Origin of the sequence: Pseudomonas wenzhouensis, from assembly GCF_021029445.1 — a bacterium.
Lineage (GTDB): Bacteria > Pseudomonadota > Gammaproteobacteria > Pseudomonadales > Pseudomonadaceae > Aquipseudomonas > Aquipseudomonas wenzhouensis.
In genome coordinates, this window is the sequence record NZ_CP072610.1 from 2,090,327 (window position 1) to 2,106,631 (window position 16,305).

Here is a 16,305-nt window from a genome sequence, read left to right on the forward strand (position 1 = left end):
CGTTTCGGCGGTGCTCGCAATGCTCATGTATTTCAGTACATTCCGCTTGCTGCGCGCAGGCCCAGCGCGACCTGCCATCGCTCGCGACAATTTCTTCATAAGCGCTCGCGTCATGCGCCGGCTGATTCTCCTGTGTGGCCTGCTGCTAAGTCTGGGCATTGCCCAGGCGCAGGTGCGCGACTTCGATCGCATCACCGAATCGGGCACCCTGCGCGTGGCGCTATACCAGAACTTCCCGCCCTACAGCTACGAGCAGGACGGTCAGCCGCTTGGTGTCGACTACGAGCTGGCCAAGGCGTTGGCCGAAGGGCTTGGGCTGAAACTGGATGTGATGTGGGCGCCGCCGGGTGAAAAGCTCGACGATGATCTGCGCGACTACATCTGGCGTGGCCGGGTAACCGCGCAAGGCCAACTGGCTGATGTGATGCTGCGTGTGCCTTACGACCGCGACTACGCGCAGATGCGCAACGAGCTGGGTGAGCTGGTCAACGAGCTTGTGGTGATGTTCGGCCCCTATCAGCGCGAGCGCTGGCAACTGGCTTTTGATCGCCGGCGTCTGCCCGAGGTGCCGAGCATTCATGCCTTGCGCCAGCATCCGGTGGGTGTCGAGGTGGAGAGTGTGCCGTCGTTCTACCTGAGTTCGGTGCAGGGCGGCCTGCTCAGCCAGGAAACCCGCCATTACGCAACGCCGAAGCTAGCTTTTGCGGCCATGCAGGGTGGTGAGGTGGATGCGGTGATGGCGCTGCGTGGCGAGGTGGACTGGCTGCTGCACGAGGCCGATGACCCGCAACTGGCACTGGCCGAGAACGCCTACCCGGACATGGGCCGGCAGATCTGGGAAATCGGCATGGCGGTGCACGAAACCAATCGGCAACTGGCCTATGCCCTGGAAGAACAGCTGGAAAACCTGATTCTCGACGGCTCGCTCGAACGCCTGTACGCGCGCTACGGGTTGCGCTACGAGAAGCCTGAACAATACCAATAGCGGTTTCAGCCGCAGCGGAGGTGGGGTATGGATTGGCGTAGCCTGATGTTGCTGGCCCTGATTGCCTGGGCCTGGGAAGCAAGGGCCGCCGCGCCCGATCCGGTCACCTCGGTGATGTGGGATTACTACCACCAGCGTCTGCTCAACGGTGAGGCCTTCGTCTTCGACGACAGGATTCGCCTCGAGGTACCGCCGTTCGCCGAGGATGCGCGCCAGGTGCCGATCCAGATCGACGCCAGTGCCTATCGCGGCAAGGTCAGGCGCATTCTGGCCTGGGCCGAGCTCAATCCGATTCCGCAGATCTTCGATTTCACCCCGGGCGAGCAGCTGGAGCCGAGCCTGGCGATTCGCATCCGCGTCGAGCAGGCCACGCCTATCCGCGCGGCGGTGCTGACCGACGACGGCGTCTGGCATATCGGCTCGGCGCGCATCGAGGCTGCCGGTGGTGGCTGCACCGCGCCCAGCGTGGTACGCGCCGAGGCCGGCTGGGAGGAGCGCCTGGGCCAGGTGCTCGGCAAGCGCTTCGAACGCGGCGACGGCAGCCGCCTGCGCCTGCAGGTCTCGCACCCGATGGACAACGGCCTGGTCGGTGGTATCCCCGAGTTCTATATCGAGCAAGCCGAGTTGCGCGATGTCGACGGCCAGGTGCTGGGCCGCCTGGAACTGTTCCCGGCGGTCGGCGAGAACCCGACGCTGACCTTCGACCTGCGTGATGATCAATCCGCGGAGCTGTGGCTGCGCGACAACAACGGCAATGAATTTCAGGCCGATCTGCCGGCCGAGAACAGGAGATCCTCATGATCAAAGTCAGTGTGCTGTATCCGAACGCAGCCGGGGTGCGCTTCGACCTCGACTACTACTGCGACACCCACATGGCGCTGGTGCGCGAGTGCCTCGGCGCGGCCTGCAAGGGCATTGCCGTAGACCACGGCCTGGCGGGTGGCGCGCCCGGTGAGCCGGCGCCGTTCGTGGCGGTCGGGCATCTGCTGTTCGACAGCCTGGAGCCCTTCCAGCAGGCCTTCGCCCCGCATGCCGAGCGGATCATGGGCGATCTGCCCAACTTCACCAACGCCACGCCCGTGCTGCAGATCAGCGAGGTCTGCCTGTCCTGACCCCGCCATCCGGAGGTTCCATGCTGCGTTTCCTGCTGCTTTGTCTCGTCCTTGGCTGCAGCCTCGCGGCTCAGGCTGCGCTCGATTACCGTCTGGCCCCGAAGCAGATCGCGCCCGGCATCTGGCTGCTGGAGGGCAGCACCGACAATTTTGCCGTGGACAACGGCGGCAATATCGTCAACGTCGGCTTCATCGAGACCAGCGACGGCGTGGTGGTGATCGACACCGGTCCGTCGCGTCGCTACGGCGAGGCGCTGCGCCAGAGCATCGAGCAGACCACCGGCAAGCCGGTGGTGCGCGTGTTGCTGACGCACCATCACCCCGATCATGTGCTGGGCAACCAGGCTTTCACCGGCGTGCCCATTGCGGCGTTACCCGAAACCACCAGGCTGCTGGCCGAGCAGGGCGACGCCATGGCGGAGAACATGTACCGCCTGGTCGGCGACTGGATGCGCGGTACCGAAGTGGTGTTGCCCACCGAGGCGCTACAGGAAGGCCCGCTGGAGATTGGCGGCCGGCGCCTGCAGTTGCTGGCGCTGCGCGGTCACGCCGGCGCCGACCTGGCGATTCTCGACGAGCGCACGGGCGTGTTGTTCGCCGGCGATATCCTGTTCTACCAGCGCGCGCTGACCACGCCGAACAGCCCGGGGCTGGATGTGTGGCTGGCCGATCTGGATCGCCTCGAAGCGCTGCCATGGCAGCAGATCGTGCCCGGCCATGGCCCGGTGAGCCGTGATGCAGCGCCGTTCGCGCAGATGCGCGACTACCTCGGCTGGCTCGATGACCTGCTGCGCAAGGGCGCGGAGCAGGGCGCGGAGATGAACGAGCTGATCCGCGCGCCGATCCCTGAGCGCTTCGCCGAGGTCAGCCTGTCACGCTATGAGCTGACCCGCAGCGTCAGCCATCTTTACCCGCGCTATGAGCGCAATGCCATGGCGCGGGTGGATCGTCAGGATTAGAGACTTGCACAATCATCGGTGCGCACGTCGCCACGGCTTCGTAGCCCGGATGAAATTCGCGAGGAATATGCTCGCTATCCGCCATTTCATCCGCGCTACAGGCGGCTCTTGTGGGAGGGGCTTTAGCCGCGACTTGCGTATAGGGCGTCGCCACTGAAACGCCTCCCTCGCTCAGCGATCAGAGCTCCTCGTCGTCACGAATCAGCACGTAATGGCGGCCGTGCTCGGTCTCTTCGTGGTCGTAGACGTAATACATCACCACTTCGCCCAGGCTGGACTGCACGGCCACATAGTCACCGCTCTCGGGCATGAAGAAATCCCGAGTCGCCGGCTTGGCCAGGCATTCGATATGGGCTGTGACGAAGTGGGTGGGGTCTTCTTCGCCGTAGTAATCCTCGCGCTGGTGCGCATCCCAATCCTGCGGCGGCTCGAAGGCACCGGTGATCAGTACCTTGCCGTCGCCCAGATCCTGCTCTTCGGCATCCGGGTCCTGCTCGTCCGGGCGATAGACCGTGCAGTCCAGTGCATCGGGATGGTTGAGAATTTCCTGGCGAGGGTGGGGCACGGGCGTCTCCGATCAGATTGTGCGGGCGGCCAAGTGTCGGGCAAAGCCGGGGCCGCCGCAATCATCGTGGAATCTGTTCAGGCGGCTTGGTGACGGAAGTCACTGCAGACTGAGCACTTCGCCGCGCTCCTGGATCCATTCGTCATGGCTGGGCGCGGCCTGTTCGCCGCTCATGCGGTGGATGATCTCGAAGTAATGTTGCTTGAGGGTGTCACGCATGATCTGGTCACGCTTGCGCACGCGCACGGCGTAGATGCTCTGCAGATTCTGATGGTCGAAGTCGCGCCATTGCTGCTCGTCCTTGAGCAACTGGTAGCGGTGGCCTTCGAGTGCGGCGATCAGGGTTTCGGCGTCGGTGCTGGCGCTGCGCCTGACTGCATCGGCCCATTGCTGGACGACGGTGTAGGCGGAGGCCGCGGTACCGCCTGGATACTCCTGATGCTCGTGCAGATAGCGTTCGACGAAGCGTTGGCCGGCCTCGCTGTTTTCCAGTTTCGGGGTGTCCCAGGTCCAGGTTTCGGTGCCGATCACGTCTTCCATCACCTGCGGGCCAACCTGCTGGACCAGGCTCTTGGTCAGGTTCGGCACGATGATCTGCATGCGCTGCTTCAGGCCCATGTTGTGAACCATGCGCATGCTGCGTTGCAGGTTGTCGCCGAGTAGCGCCAGGACCAGCACGTCGGCACCGCTCGCCGCAGCCTTGTCCATGGCGGCGCGATATTGCTCGCGGCGCAACGGGCCGGGGGGCAGGGCGCTGCGGCCATGACGGGCACGGTCGGCGCTGCCGGTGGCCAGGCGCAGGGTCTGCTCGATGCTGCGGCCCCAGGCATCGTCGATGACGATGTAGTGATAACGCTGGCGCGGCAGATGCCAGGACAGGTACTCGCCGAGCACCCGCGCACTCATCCAGGCGCTGCCGGATTCGCGAAACAGGTAGCGCTGGCCGGCCTGGCCGGTGACTTCGTTGGCGTAACCAAGGGTGGCGAAATACAGCAGACCCAACTCGCGGGCCCGTTGCCCGGCGGCGATGGCCTCTTCGCTGGTGGCGCTGCCGAAGACCATACGTGCACCCTGGCTGGCGAAGTGGTCGACGTTGCGTGTGGCCTGGGCCGCATCGGAGTCGGTGTTCTCGCTGAGCAGCTCCAACGGCTGGCCGAGCAGGCCCCCTTGCCGGTTGATCGCCTCGACGGCGAGCAGGGCGCCGCGGCGCAGTTCCAGGCCTTCATCCTTGTAGTTGCCGGTTCGCGGATAGTTGAGGCCAATCTTCAGGCTTTCGGCCTGCGCCTGGCCAAGCAACGCGGCCAGTAGCAGTGCGAGCAGTACGCGTCCCATGGGCATTCTCCTTATGGTTGGGAGGTGCCTTTCTACGGGCCGCGTCATTCCTGCACCATGGGCTTTTGGTGGCGCCTGGTTGCTACTTGCGGCGATCTGTCCAGGGGCGGGTACGGCAGGTATTGCTACCAAGGAACGAGGAAAATCGGCTGGGGGTGCAATTGTTGGGTGGCCTGTGCGAGCCAAGAATTTGCGGCAGACCGGGAAAAATTCCCGGCAATAACAATGAACCCGCAGAGGTAGCCGCAATGAAACACGCCGGTCTTCGCCAGCCTTTCCTCCTCACCGCACTCTGTGCCGCCATGCTGTTGCCGTCCGCCGCCGCGCTGGCGGTTACCGACGCCGAGATTCTCAAGGACGCCACCACCACCGACCAGATCGTCACCAACGGTCTCGGCCTGCAGGGCCAGCGCTACAGCCCGCTGAGCATACTCAACGAGCAGAACGTCAAGGAACTGCGCCCGGTCTGGACCATGTCCTTCGGTGGCGAGAAGCAGCGCGGCCAGCAGGCGCAGCCGCTGATCAAGGACGGTGTGATGTATGTCACCGCCTCCTATTCGCGGGTGTTCGCCGTCGATGCACGTACCGGCCGCGAGCTGTGGCAGTACGAAGCGCGCCTGCCGGACGATATCCGCCCGTGCTGCGACGTGATCAACCGTGGCGTCGCCCTGTATGACGATCTGGTGATCTTCGGCACCCTCGACGCCAAGCTGGTGGCGCTGAACAAGGACACCGGCAAGGTGGTATGGCGCAAGAACGTCGCCGATCACAAGGCGGGTTACTCCATCACCGCGGCGCCGCTGGTGGTCAACGGCAAGCTGATCACTGGCGTCTCCGGTGGTGAGTTTGGCGTGGTCGGCAAGATCGAAGCCTACGATCCGAAGAACGGTGAGCTGCTCTGGAGTCGCCCGACCGTCGAAGGTCACATGGGCTACGTCTTCAAGGACGGCAAGGCCGTCGAGAATGGCATCAGTGGTGGCGAGGCCGGCAAGACCTGGCCGGGCGACCTGTGGAAGACCGGCGGCGCCGCGCCCTGGCTCGGCGGCTACTACGATGCCGACACCAACCTGCTGTTCTTCGGTACCGGCAACCCGGCACCGTGGAACTCGCACCTGCGTCCTGGCGACAACCTCTATTCCTCCTCGCGCCTGGCACTGAACCCGGACGACGGCAGCATCAAATGGCACTTCCAGACCACGCCGCACGACGGCTGGGACTTCGACGGCGTCAACGAGCTGATCTCCTTCGACTATCAGGAAGGCGGCAAGACCATCAAGGCAGCTGCGACCGCCGACCGTAACGGCTTCTTCTACGTGCTCGACCGCACCAACGGCAAGTTCATCCGTGGCTTCCCCTTCGTCGACAAGATCACCTGGGCCAAGGGTCTGGACAAGAATGGCCGGCCGATCTACGACGACAGCAACCGGCCCGGTTCGCCGAGCGCGAAGGAGAAGGGCACGAGCGTGTTCTCCGCACCGGCCTTCCTCGGCGCCAAGAACTGGATGCCCATGGCCTACAGCCAGGACACCGGCCTGTTCTACGTGCCGTCCAACGAGTGGGGCATGGACATCTGGAACGAGGACATCGCCTACAAGAAGGGCGCGGCCTACCTGGGTGCCGGCTTTACCATCAAGCCGCTCAACGAGGACTACATCGGCGTGTTGCGCGCCATCGACCCGAAAACTGGCAAGGAAGTCTGGCGCCATAAGAACTACGCGCCGCTGTGGGGCGGGGTGCTGACCACCAAGGGCAACCTGGTGTTCACCGGCAACCCGGAAGGCTACCTGCAGGCGTTCAATGCCAAGACCGGTGAGAAAGTCTGGGAATTCCAGACCGGCTCGGGCGTGATCGGCTCGCCGGTAACCTGGGAAATGGACGGCGAGCAGTATGTCTCCGTGTTGTCCGGCTGGGGCGGTGCGGTACCGCTGTGGGGCGGCGAGGTGGCCAAGCGCGTCAAGCACCTGAACCAGGGTGGCATGCTCTGGACCTTCAAGCTGCCGAAGGAGCTGGTGGCCAAGCACTGATCGCATGAGGTCTCAGACGATGGCCGGACTCTGTCCGGCCATCGTCGTTTCTGGCTTCTGGCTTCTGGCTGCCAGCGCCGAGCCGCTGCGAAATGCCACGGGCTAATTTTCCTGGTTTGGAACGCAAGACCAGGCCAACGGGTCTAGCCTTTAGCTTCCATCGCCTCGTACCTCGCTACCAAAGGCCCGTGCCAGACCGCTCTACTACCAAATGACTAGGCTATCTGTGCCATGGGCGCATACCGAGGTTTTCAGGGGCTTCCTAAGATCGATCCATGACTCGCTTCCCAGACTGGCAGCGGGCTCCGACAACAAGAGAGGTCAGCATCATGATTTACGCCAAACCGGGTACTGCAGGCGCCCTCGTCACCCTCAAGCCGCGCTATGGCAACTACATCGGCGGTGAGTTCGTCGCCCCGCTCAGCGGCCAGTACTTCAGCAACACCAGCCCGGTCGATGGCTCGGTAATCGGCGAATTCCCCCGCTCCAACGCTGCCGACATCGACAAGGCTCTCGATGCTGCTCACGCCGCTGCCGACGCCTGGGGCCGCACCAGCGTGCAGGAGCGTTCGCACATCCTGCTGAAAATCGCCGACCGCATCGAAGCCAACCTCGAACTGCTCGCCGTGGCCGAAACCTGGGACAACGGCAAGCCGGTGCGTGAGACGCTGAACGCCGACGTACCGCTGGCCGCCGACCATTTCCGTTACTTCGCCGGCTGCATCCGCGCTCAGGAAGGCAGCACCGCCGAGATCAACGACGGCACCGTGGCCTATCACTTCCACGAGCCGCTGGGCGTAGTCGGGCAGATCATTCCGTGGAACTTCCCGCTGCTGATGGCCGCGTGGAAGCTGGCTCCGGCGCTGGCTGCAGGCAACGCCATCGTGCTCAAGCCGGCCGAGCAGACGCCGTTCTCCATCACCGTGCTGATTGAGCTGATCGGTGATCTGCTGCCGCCGGGCGTGCTCAACATCGTTCAGGGCTTCGGCCGTGAGGCCGGTGAGGCGCTGGCAACCAGCACGCGCATCGCCAAGATCGCCTTCACCGGATCCACCCCTGTGGGCTCGCACATCATGAAGTGCGCTGCCGAGAACATCATCCCGAGCACTGTCGAGCTGGGCGGCAAATCGCCGAACATCTTCTTCGCCGATATCATGAACGCCGAGCCGGCCTTCATCGAGAAGGCCGCCGAAGGTCTGGTGCTGGGCTTCTTCAACCAGGGCGAGGTGTGCACCTGCCCGGCGCGCGCACTGGTGCAGGAGTCGATCTACGACGCCTTCATGGTCGAGGTGATGAAGAAGGTCAAGCAGATCAAGCGCGGTAACCCGCTGGACACCGAGACCATGGTCGGCGCCCAAGCCTCGCAGCAGCAGTTCGACAAGATACTCAGCTACCTGGAGATCGCGCAGCAGGAAGGCGCGCAGGTACTGACCGGCGGCGCTGTCGAGCGGCTCGAAGGCGACCTGGCCAGCGGCTATTACATCCAGCCGACCCTGCTCAAGGGTCACAACAAGATGCGCGTGTTCCAGGAAGAGATCTTCGGCCCGGTGATCGGCGTGACCACCTTCAAGGACGAAGCCGAAGCCCTGGCGATTGCCAACGACACCGAGTTCGGCCTGGGCGCCGGTGTGTGGAGCCGCGACATCAACACCGCCTACCGCATGGGCCGCGGGATCAAGGCCGGTCGTGTGTGGACCAACTGCTACCACCTGTACCCGGCACACGCTGCGTTCGGTGGCTACAAGAAGTCCGGCGTCGGCCGTGAAACCCACAAGATGATGCTCGACCACTACCAGCAGACCAAGAACCTGCTGGTGAGCTATGACATTAATCCGCTCGGCTTCTTCTGAGTTGTGATGCATCCCAACGGTGGCACGCTCGCTCCGGCGCGCCACCTCTTGCCAGGCGAACAACCCTACCCGGGTGGATCTGCAGGCAGCCATGGGCCTGAACGGCAGCAGATCCTTATCGCGACGCGGCTTCGGCCGCGTTTTTTATTGGGTGCGCCAGGCATGGCGCGTAGCGCCGTGACTGGCGCTGTTCGGTTCACTGTGGTGGTGAACCGGACGACTTGGAGGTGAAAGTCCTCTGCACGCCCGGCAAGGGGAAGTGCTAGCGGAAGGCAAGGGTGTCGCGGGTGACTGCGAATCTGAAGGAAGCCGGAAGCAAATGGCTGGCCTGACGAACAGGAAGCGGATGGAGGCGGCGTAGCGGGGTGAGACGGCCCAATTCGTCAAAGCCCGGTACTTGCACGGCACGCTACGACGTAGATCCGCCAGGCATAAGCCGGAAGGTCGCGCGAATTACCCTGGGAGATCTGCATGTTTGCCGCTGGGCTACCGGGCGTCGAGAGGCGACGGGATGGGCGTGCAGAAGTCAGCCGAGGCCGTAGTAAGTGACGAGCAACCACGTCACCAAGGGCCGAACAGGTCATACCGCCGGTAGGCGTTGGAGTCTCATGGGATGTCGAACCGCAGAAGCTTCCCCCCAGGGGAAGGCTGTTCCCCGGCATGGTGGACGGAATCCGCGCATGCCGGCTGACAGTGCGCAGACACCGATGGCGTCTGTAACGTGGACGAAAGCGGAGCCGAACGCGCTGATGGAGCGGGTGCTGTCGCCGGCGAACCTGAGGCGTGCGTATCGACGGGTGGTGAACAACCGGGGCGCACCTGGGGCCGATGGCCTGTCGGTGGACGAACTCGCGGGCTACCTGAAGCAGTATTGGCCGTCCCTGCGGGAGCGGCTGCAGACGGGTGAATACCAGCCGCACGGCGTCCGTGCGGTGAACATTCCCAAGCCCGAGGGCGGGGTCAGAACGCTGGGGATACCCAGCGTGCTGGATCGCCTGATCCAGCAGGCACTGCTGCAGCAACTGACGCCGCTTTTCGAACCGCTGTTCTCGGACTTCAGCTACGGCTTTCGTCCGGGGCGCAGCGCGCACCAGGCCATCGAAATGGCCCGCGCCCATGTGGCGTCGGGCTATCGCTGGAGCGTGGAACTGGACCTGGAGAAATTCTTCGACCGGGTCGACCACGATCTGCTGATGGATCTGCTGGCGCGTCAGGTCGAAGACCCGCGTGTGCGGCGGCTGGTTCGGCGCTACCTGGAAGCCGGTGTCATGGCGGATGGGCTCGTGAGCCTGCGACGAGAAGGCACGCCGCAAGGCGGGCCGCTCTCGCCCCTGCTCTCGAACATCCTGCTGAACGAGCTGGACCAGGAGCTGAGCCGGCGCGGCCATCGCTTCGTGCGCTATGCCGACGACGCGAACGTCTACGTCCGCAGTCGGCAGGCGGGCGAGCGGGTGCTGGCCAGTCTGGAGCGTTTCCTGGAGCAGCGGCTGCGGTTGCGGTTGAACCGGGCCAAGAGCCAGGTCATCCGCCCGTGGCGCAGCAGTTACCTGGGCTACGGCATGACCGTGCACCGGCAGCCGAAACTGCGGATTGCCGGCAGCAGTCTGCAGCGCCTGCGCGAACGGGTGAAAAGCCTGCTACGTGCTAGGCGGGGTAGTCAGCTGACCTGGCTGATCGAGCGGCTCAACCCGGTTCTGCGTGGCTGGAGCAGCTACTTCAAGCTGAGCCAGAGCAAGCGGCCTGTGGAAGAGCTGGATGGCTGGGTGCGGCGGTTGCTGCGCAATGTGCTGTGGCGGCACTGGAAACGACCGGTTACCCGGGCACGCAATCTGATGCGGCTGGGCTTACCGGAGGAGCGGGCCTGGAAGTCGGCCACCAACGGGCGCGGCCCCTGGTGGAACGCCGGCGCCTTGCACCTGCGGCAGGCGCTGCCGAAGAAACGCTGGGATGCGCTTGGACTGGTGTCAATACTGGATACGATCACTCGGCTTAGCCGTATGGCCTGAACCGCCGTATACGGAACCGTACGTACGGTGGTGTGAGAGGACGGCGGGGGCGACCCCGCCTCCTACTCGATCGCATGTTTCAGCTCGGGCTATGACTGGAACCTTCCAGGCGCGAGGCATGCCTACTGATAGCGTCACCTACCAATGCCAGTGCCGATTCATCCCAAAGTACCATTTGGCCTCTTGCCTGGCGGGGGCTTAATGGGGTTGCCGGAATGCCCCGGCTTCATAACAAGAGGACCGCACCATGTGGACTAAACCCGCCTACACCGATCTGCGCATTGGCTTCGAAGTGACCATGTATTTCGCCAACCGTTGATCGCTCCTGGCCCCGGCTCGTCCGGGGCATCCCCGCTGGTGACTTCCATGCATATCCAGATTCTCGGTTCCGCCGCTGGCGGCGGCTTTCCCCAGTGGAACTGCAACTGCCGCAACTGCCACGGCGTGCGTGCCGGTACCCTGCGGGCGCAGCCGCGCACGCAATCGTCCATCGCCATTTCCGATGACGGTGAGCAGTGGATCCTGTGCAATGCCTCGCCGGACATCCGTGCGCAGATCGAGGCCTTTCCGGCGCTGCAACCAGCGCGCAAGCTGCGTGACACTGCCATCGCCGGCATCGTCCTGCTCGATAGCCAGATCGACCATTGCGCCGGTCTGCTGACCTTGCGCGAAGGCTGCCCGCATCAGGTCTGGTGTACCGAGATGGTGCATCAGGACCTGACCACCGGTTTTCCGCTGTTCAACATGCTCAGCCACTGGAACGGTGGCCTGCAGCACCAGTTGATCGAACTGGATGCAAAACCCTTCAGCATTCCCGCCTGTCCGGCGCTGAGCATCACCGCCATTGCCCTGCGCAGCAGCGCGCCGCCGTATTCGCCGCATCGCGGCAATCCGCACCCGGGGGACAACATCGGCCTGTTCATCGAGGACCGTCGCAGCGGCCGCAGCCTGTTCTACGCGCCGGGGCTGGGCCAGGTAGACGAGCACCTGCTGGGCTGGATGCGCCGCGCGGACTGCCTGCTGGTCGATGGCACGCTGTGGCGTGACGATGAGATGCGCGTGTGTGAGGTGGGCGACAAGCTCGGCAGTGAGATGGGCCACCTGTGCCAGAGCGGCCCTGGCGGCATGATCGAGGTGCTAAACGGCCTGCCGTCCGCGCGCAAGATCCTTATCCATATCAACAACACCAACCCGATTCTCGACCTGGACTCGCCCGAGCGCACCGAACTGGACGCCCACGGCATCGAGGTCGCGTTCGATGGCATGAGCATCGTTTTGTAGGGTGTGCGGGGCCGCTCAGGCCATGCGTACCTTGAAGAATGCTGGTGCGCACGGCGCACCCTACGGCAACGCGTATCGGAGATACTGATGAGCCAACCTGCCATGACCCCTGCCGAGTTCGAGCAGGCGCTGCGCGCCAAGGGCGCGCTGTATCACATCCATCACCCGTTCCATCGCGCCATGTACGAAGGGCGCGCCACCCGTGAGCAGATCCAGGGCTGGGTGGCCAACCGCTTCTACTACCAGGTCAATATCCCGCTGAAGGATGCGGCGATCCTCGCCAACTGCCCGGATCGCGAAACCCGGCGCGAGTGGATTCAGCGCATCCTCGACCATGACGGTGCGCCCGGAGAAGAGGGTGGTATCGAGGCCTGGCTGCGCCTGGCCGAGTCCGTCGGTCTCGACCGTGATCAGGTGCTGTCGCAGGAGCTGGTGCTGCCCGGCGTGCGTTTCGCCGTCGATGCTTACGTCAACTTCGCCCGTCGCGCCAGCTGGCAGGAAGCCGCCAGCAGCTCGCTGACCGAGCTGTTCGCCCCGCAGATCCATCAGTCACGCCTGGATGCCTGGCCGCAGCACTACCCGTGGATCGACGTCAGTGGCTACGACTATTTTCGCAAGCGTTTGAAAGAAGCGCGCCGTGATGTCGAGCATGGCCTGCGCATCACCCTCGAGCATTACTGCACCCGTGAAGCGCAGGAGCGCATGCTGCAGATCCTGCAATTCAAGCTCGATGTGCTGTGGAGCATGCTCGATGCCATGAGCATGGCCTACGAGCTGCAACGCCCGCCGTATCACACGGTGACTGACCAGCGCGTCTGGCATCGGGGCATAGCGCTATGAGCCTCAAGCAAGCGGTGCGCACGGCGCACCCTACGGCCGAGTCCTTTGTAGGGTGCGCCGCGCGCACCAGTGAGGAGTCTGAACAATGACTACTGCCATCCTGCCACCCAGCGTGCCCGCCATCCGCCGTGGCTTTCGCTTGCAGTTCGAGCCTGCCCAGGGCTGCCACGTGCTGCTCTACCCGGAAGGCATGATCAAGCTCAACGACAGCGCCAGCGAGATTCTCCAGCAGGTCGACGGCAAGCGCTCGGTGGCCGAGATCATCGGCAGCCTGCAGCAGCGCTTCCCTGATGTGCCGGGTATCGACGAAGACATTCTTGCCTTCATGGAGGTGGCCCATGCTCAGTTCTGGATCGAACTTCGCTAAGCCGGGCGTACAGGTTGGCCCACCCCTTTGGTTGTTGGCCGAGCTGACTTATCGCTGCCCGCTACAATGCCCGTACTGCTCCAACCCGCTGGATTTCGCCCAGCAGGGCGCCGAACTGTCGACTGCCGAGTGGATCGAGGTGTTTCGCCAGGCGCGTGAACTGGGGGCGGCGCAGTTGGGCTTCTCCGGTGGCGAACCACTGGTGCGCCAGGATCTCGCCGAGCTGATCGCAGCGGCGCGCGGCTTGGGTTACTACACCAATCTGATCACCTCCGGCATCGGCCTGACCGAAGCACGTATCGCCGAGTTTGCCGATGCCGGGCTGGATCATATCCAGATCAGCTTTCAGGCCGCCGACGAGGAAGTGAACAACCTGCTGGCCGGCTCGAAGAAGGCCTTTGCACAGAAACTGGCGATGGCCCGCGCGGTCAAGGCCCATGGCTACCCGATGGTGCTCAACTTCGTCACCCATCGGCATAACATCGACAACATCGAGCGCATCATCGAACTTTGCCTGGAGCTGGAGGCAGATTTCGTCGAACTCGCCACCTGCCAGTTCTATGGCTGGGCCGAGCTCAACCGCGCTGGCCTGTTGCCGACCCGCGAGCAATTGGAGCGTGCCGAGCGCATCACCAATCAGTGGCGCGACAAGTTGGCGGCCGAGAATCACCCGTGCAAGCTGATCTTCGTCACCCCGGATTACTACGAGGAGCGCCCCAAAGCCTGCATGAACGGCTGGGGCAATCTGTTCCTCGACATCACCCCGGACGGCACGGCGCTGCCTTGCCACAGCGCGCGACAGCTGCCGGTGCAGTTCCCCAACGTGCGCGAGCAAAGCCTCGCACACATCTGGCGCGAGTCGTTCGGCTTCAACCGCTTTCGCGGTGACGACTGGATGCCCGAGCCGTGCCGTTCGTGCGACGAGAAGCACAAGGACTTCGGTGGCTGTCGCTGCCAAGCCTTCATGCTCACTGGTGATGCCAGCAACGCCGACCCGGTGTGCAGCAAGTCCGCGTACCATGGTGTGATTCTCGCCGCGCGCCAGCAGGCCGATGAGGCGCCGCTGGGGCTGGATGCCCTGCAGTACCGCAACGAGAAGGCCTCGCGGATCATATGCAAGGTGTGACCGATCCCGATTCGATCTGGAGCGCTGAACAGGCCGCGGCCGCCAGCGCCGACTTCGCCGAGCTGCATGCGGCTCATGGTGGCGTGCTGTGGGTGGCGTTCGATCCGTTGCAGGCGCGTTGCGGGTTGTTCTTCTGTCGCGACGGCATCGTGTGCCAACTGACTCCGCCAGGGTTTTCCGTGCGCAGCCGTGTTTATGAGTACGGTGGCGGCGCCTGCTGCGCCACGCAGCAGGGCGTGGCGTTCGTCAACGAGCGTGATCAGCAGGTCTATCGCATCGATATCGGCTTGGACGGCGGTGCGCACGGCGCACCCTATCTGATCACCAGCCAGTCCCACTGCCGCTACGGCGACCTGTCCTTCGTGCCCGCCTGGCAAGCGTTGCTGGCGGTTGAGGAAAGCCATGAAGGCAGCGTAGTGGTGCATCGCCTGGTACGCATCGGTCTGGGTGGCAAGCGCGAAGTATTGGTCGAGGGTGCCGATTTCTACGCTGCGCCGGTGGCCGACCCTAGTGGCCAGCGTCTGGGCTGGATCGAGTGGGATCGCCCGCATCAGCCCTGGGTCGCCACGCGCCTGTGCCAGCGTGAGTCGGGCGAACGTACCCGCGTGCTGGCCGGTGAGGCGGGTGATCGATCTCTGCAGCAGCCGCGTTTCGATGCGCAGGGACGGTTATGGGTGTTGAGCGACCAGGCCGGCTGGTGGCAGCCCTGGTGTGTCGATAGCGAAGCGAACCCGCAGGGTGATCCCTACGATCATGCATCCGCGCCCTGGCAATTGGGTAGCCGCACCTATCTGCCGCTGGAGAATGACGAGCTGCTACTGACGCGTTTCGAGCAGGGAGTAGGGTGCGCCGTGCGTACCAATTCTTTGAATGCCGATACCGTTGGTGCGCACAGTGCATCCTACGAACGGCGTCTGGCTGAAGACTTCACCCGCTTCCGCTCCCTGGCTGCCGACAGCGAATATTTCTACTGCATCGCTGCCGCATCGGATCGCCTGCCGGCGGTGCTTGCCATTCGCCGCAGCGATGACAGCGTGCGGATACTGGCCGGTGGTGAGCAGCCGTTAGCTGAAGAGCAGCTGTCACGGCCTCAGCCATTCAGCTGCACGGTGGGTGAGGGCGAACATTGCCATGGTTTTTTCTATGCGCCGATTGATAGGGCCGAGTGCCCGCCGCTGGTGATCTTCCTCCACGGCGGGCCAACCTCGGCCTGCTACCCGGTGTTCGATTCGCGTATCGCCTTCTGGACGCTGCGCCGCTTCGCCGTGCTCGATCTCAACTACCGTGGCAGCAGTGGCTACGGTCGCGACTACCGCTTGCGTCTGGCTGGCGAGTGGGGCGAGCTGGAAGTCGAGGACATCCGCGCCGCCATCGACGCACTGGCCGGTGATGGCCGTATCGATGCGCAACGTGTGTTTGTGCGCGGTGGTAGCGCTGGCGGCTTCAGCGCGCTGCGTGCTCTGGCCGAGTTACCGCAGTTACGTGGTGGTGCGAGCCTCTATGGTGTCAGCGACCCGCTGGCGTTGCGCCGGCTGACGCACAAGTTCGAGGCCGATTACCTCGACTGGCTGATCGGCGACCCCGAGCAGGATGCCGAGCGCTACCGGGAGCGCACGCCGCTGTTGCAGGCCGAACGGATCAGGGCGCCGGTGATTTTCTTCCAGGGCGCGCTGGATGCGGTGGTGGTGCCGAGCCAGACCGAAAGCATGGTCGAGGCGCTGCTTCAGCGCGGTTTGCCGGTGCAATACCACCTGTTCGCCGAGGAACGCCACGGTTTCCGTCAGGCTACCAATCTGGCCGAAGCACTGCGTGCCGAGCATGCCTTCTATCAGCATCTGAGCTGATCGCAGGTCGCATT

15 protein-coding genes are annotated in these 16,305 nt (G+C 64.0%); 13 read left to right on the forward strand and 2 right to left on the reverse strand.

Annotated elements, in window-relative coordinates; translation table 11 throughout:
• Positions 1-112 precede the first annotated feature (112 nt).
• From J7655_RS09635 to J7655_RS09650, 4 genes are read left to right on the forward strand one after another with little or no spacing between them, the layout of a single operon-like run.
• Entirely contained in the window at positions 113-985 is an 873-nt protein-coding gene (locus tag J7655_RS09635) for a substrate-binding periplasmic protein (RefSeq protein ID WP_230927560.1), read from the forward strand.
• A 27-nt stretch (positions 986-1,012) separates the two neighbouring features.
• Positions 1,013-1,786 carry a quinoprotein dehydrogenase-associated SoxYZ-like carrier gene (locus J7655_RS09640; RefSeq protein ID WP_230927561.1) on the forward strand — a complete coding sequence of 258 codons (774 nt, stop codon included), beginning with the start codon at positions 1,013-1,015 and terminating at the stop codon, positions 1,784-1,786.
• A complete protein-coding gene (locus J7655_RS09645) occupies positions 1,783-2,097 on the forward strand; it encodes an EthD family reductase (protein WP_230927562.1) in 315 nt (104 codons plus the stop codon). Before J7655_RS09640 ends, J7655_RS09645 begins: the two co-directional genes overlap by 4 nt.
• 20 nt (positions 2,098-2,117) lie before the next feature.
• A complete protein-coding gene (locus J7655_RS09650; RefSeq protein ID WP_420850922.1) occupies positions 2,118-3,056 on the forward strand; it encodes a quinoprotein relay system zinc metallohydrolase 1 in 939 nt (312 codons plus the stop codon).
• 178 nt (positions 3,057-3,234) lie between these two features.
• Here J7655_RS09650 and J7655_RS09655 read toward each other — a convergent pair whose 3' ends face one another.
• Both J7655_RS09655 and J7655_RS09660 read right to left on the reverse strand, forming a co-directional pair.
• Complete coding sequence (locus J7655_RS09655; protein WP_212631833.1) at positions 3,235-3,621, reverse strand: hypothetical protein; 387 nt, start codon at positions 3,619-3,621, stop codon at positions 3,235-3,237.
• Between the two features lie 99 nt (positions 3,622-3,720).
• Positions 3,721-4,953: an ABC transporter substrate-binding protein gene (locus J7655_RS09660; RefSeq protein WP_230927563.1), complete on the reverse strand. Its 1,233-nt coding sequence runs from the start codon at positions 4,951-4,953 to the stop codon at positions 3,721-3,723.
• A 248-nt stretch (positions 4,954-5,201) separates the two neighbouring features.
• Between J7655_RS09660 and J7655_RS09665 the strand changes: the two genes are divergently transcribed.
• The 9 genes from J7655_RS09665 to J7655_RS09705 all read left to right on the forward strand — a co-directional run bounded on the left by J7655_RS09665 (position 5,202) and on the right by J7655_RS09705 (position 16,291).
• Positions 5,202-6,977 carry a methanol/ethanol family PQQ-dependent dehydrogenase gene (locus J7655_RS09665; protein ID WP_230927564.1) on the forward strand — a complete coding sequence of 592 codons (1,776 nt, stop codon included), beginning with the start codon at positions 5,202-5,204 and terminating at the stop codon, positions 6,975-6,977.
• Positions 6,978-7,306: 329 nt separating this feature from the next.
• On the forward strand, positions 7,307-8,827 hold the full coding sequence (exaC, locus tag J7655_RS09670) for an acetaldehyde dehydrogenase ExaC (RefSeq protein WP_230927565.1): 1,521 nt from the start codon (positions 7,307-7,309) through the stop codon (positions 8,825-8,827).
• Positions 8,828-9,507: 680 nt separating this feature from the next.
• The gene (gene ltrA, locus J7655_RS09675) at positions 9,508-10,833 is read left to right on the forward strand and encodes a group II intron reverse transcriptase/maturase (protein WP_230924730.1); all 1,326 of its coding nucleotides are present in this window, start codon (positions 9,508-9,510) and stop codon (positions 10,831-10,833) included.
• Between the two features lie 247 nt (positions 10,834-11,080).
• On the forward strand, positions 11,081-11,152 hold the full coding sequence (gene pqqA / locus J7655_RS09680) for a pyrroloquinoline quinone precursor peptide PqqA (RefSeq protein ID WP_003243383.1): 72 nt from the start codon (positions 11,081-11,083) through the stop codon (positions 11,150-11,152).
• A 47-nt stretch (positions 11,153-11,199) separates the two neighbouring features.
• Positions 11,200-12,114, forward strand: coding sequence for a pyrroloquinoline quinone biosynthesis protein PqqB (pqqB, locus tag J7655_RS09685; protein WP_230927566.1), 915 nt, complete (start codon positions 11,200-11,202; stop codon positions 12,112-12,114).
• Positions 12,115-12,201: 87 nt separating this feature from the next.
• Positions 12,202-12,954 (forward strand): pyrroloquinoline-quinone synthase PqqC, encoded by a 753-nt coding sequence (gene pqqC, locus J7655_RS09690; RefSeq protein ID WP_230927567.1) that lies wholly within the window; start codon positions 12,202-12,204, stop codon positions 12,952-12,954.
• Between the two features lie 85 nt (positions 12,955-13,039).
• On the forward strand, positions 13,040-13,321 hold the full coding sequence (pqqD, locus tag J7655_RS09695; protein ID WP_230927568.1) for a pyrroloquinoline quinone biosynthesis peptide chaperone PqqD: 282 nt from the start codon (positions 13,040-13,042) through the stop codon (positions 13,319-13,321).
• Positions 13,293-14,447 (forward strand): pyrroloquinoline quinone biosynthesis protein PqqE, encoded by a 1,155-nt coding sequence (pqqE, locus tag J7655_RS09700; protein WP_230927569.1) that lies wholly within the window; start codon positions 13,293-13,295, stop codon positions 14,445-14,447. The genes pqqD and pqqE overlap by 29 nt, the downstream gene beginning before the upstream one ends.
• Positions 14,435-16,291 carry an alpha/beta hydrolase family protein gene (locus J7655_RS09705; protein ID WP_230927570.1) on the forward strand — a complete coding sequence of 619 codons (1,857 nt, stop codon included), beginning with the start codon at positions 14,435-14,437 and terminating at the stop codon, positions 16,289-16,291. Before pqqE ends, J7655_RS09705 begins: the two co-directional genes overlap by 13 nt.
• Positions 16,292-16,305 lie beyond the last annotated feature (14 nt).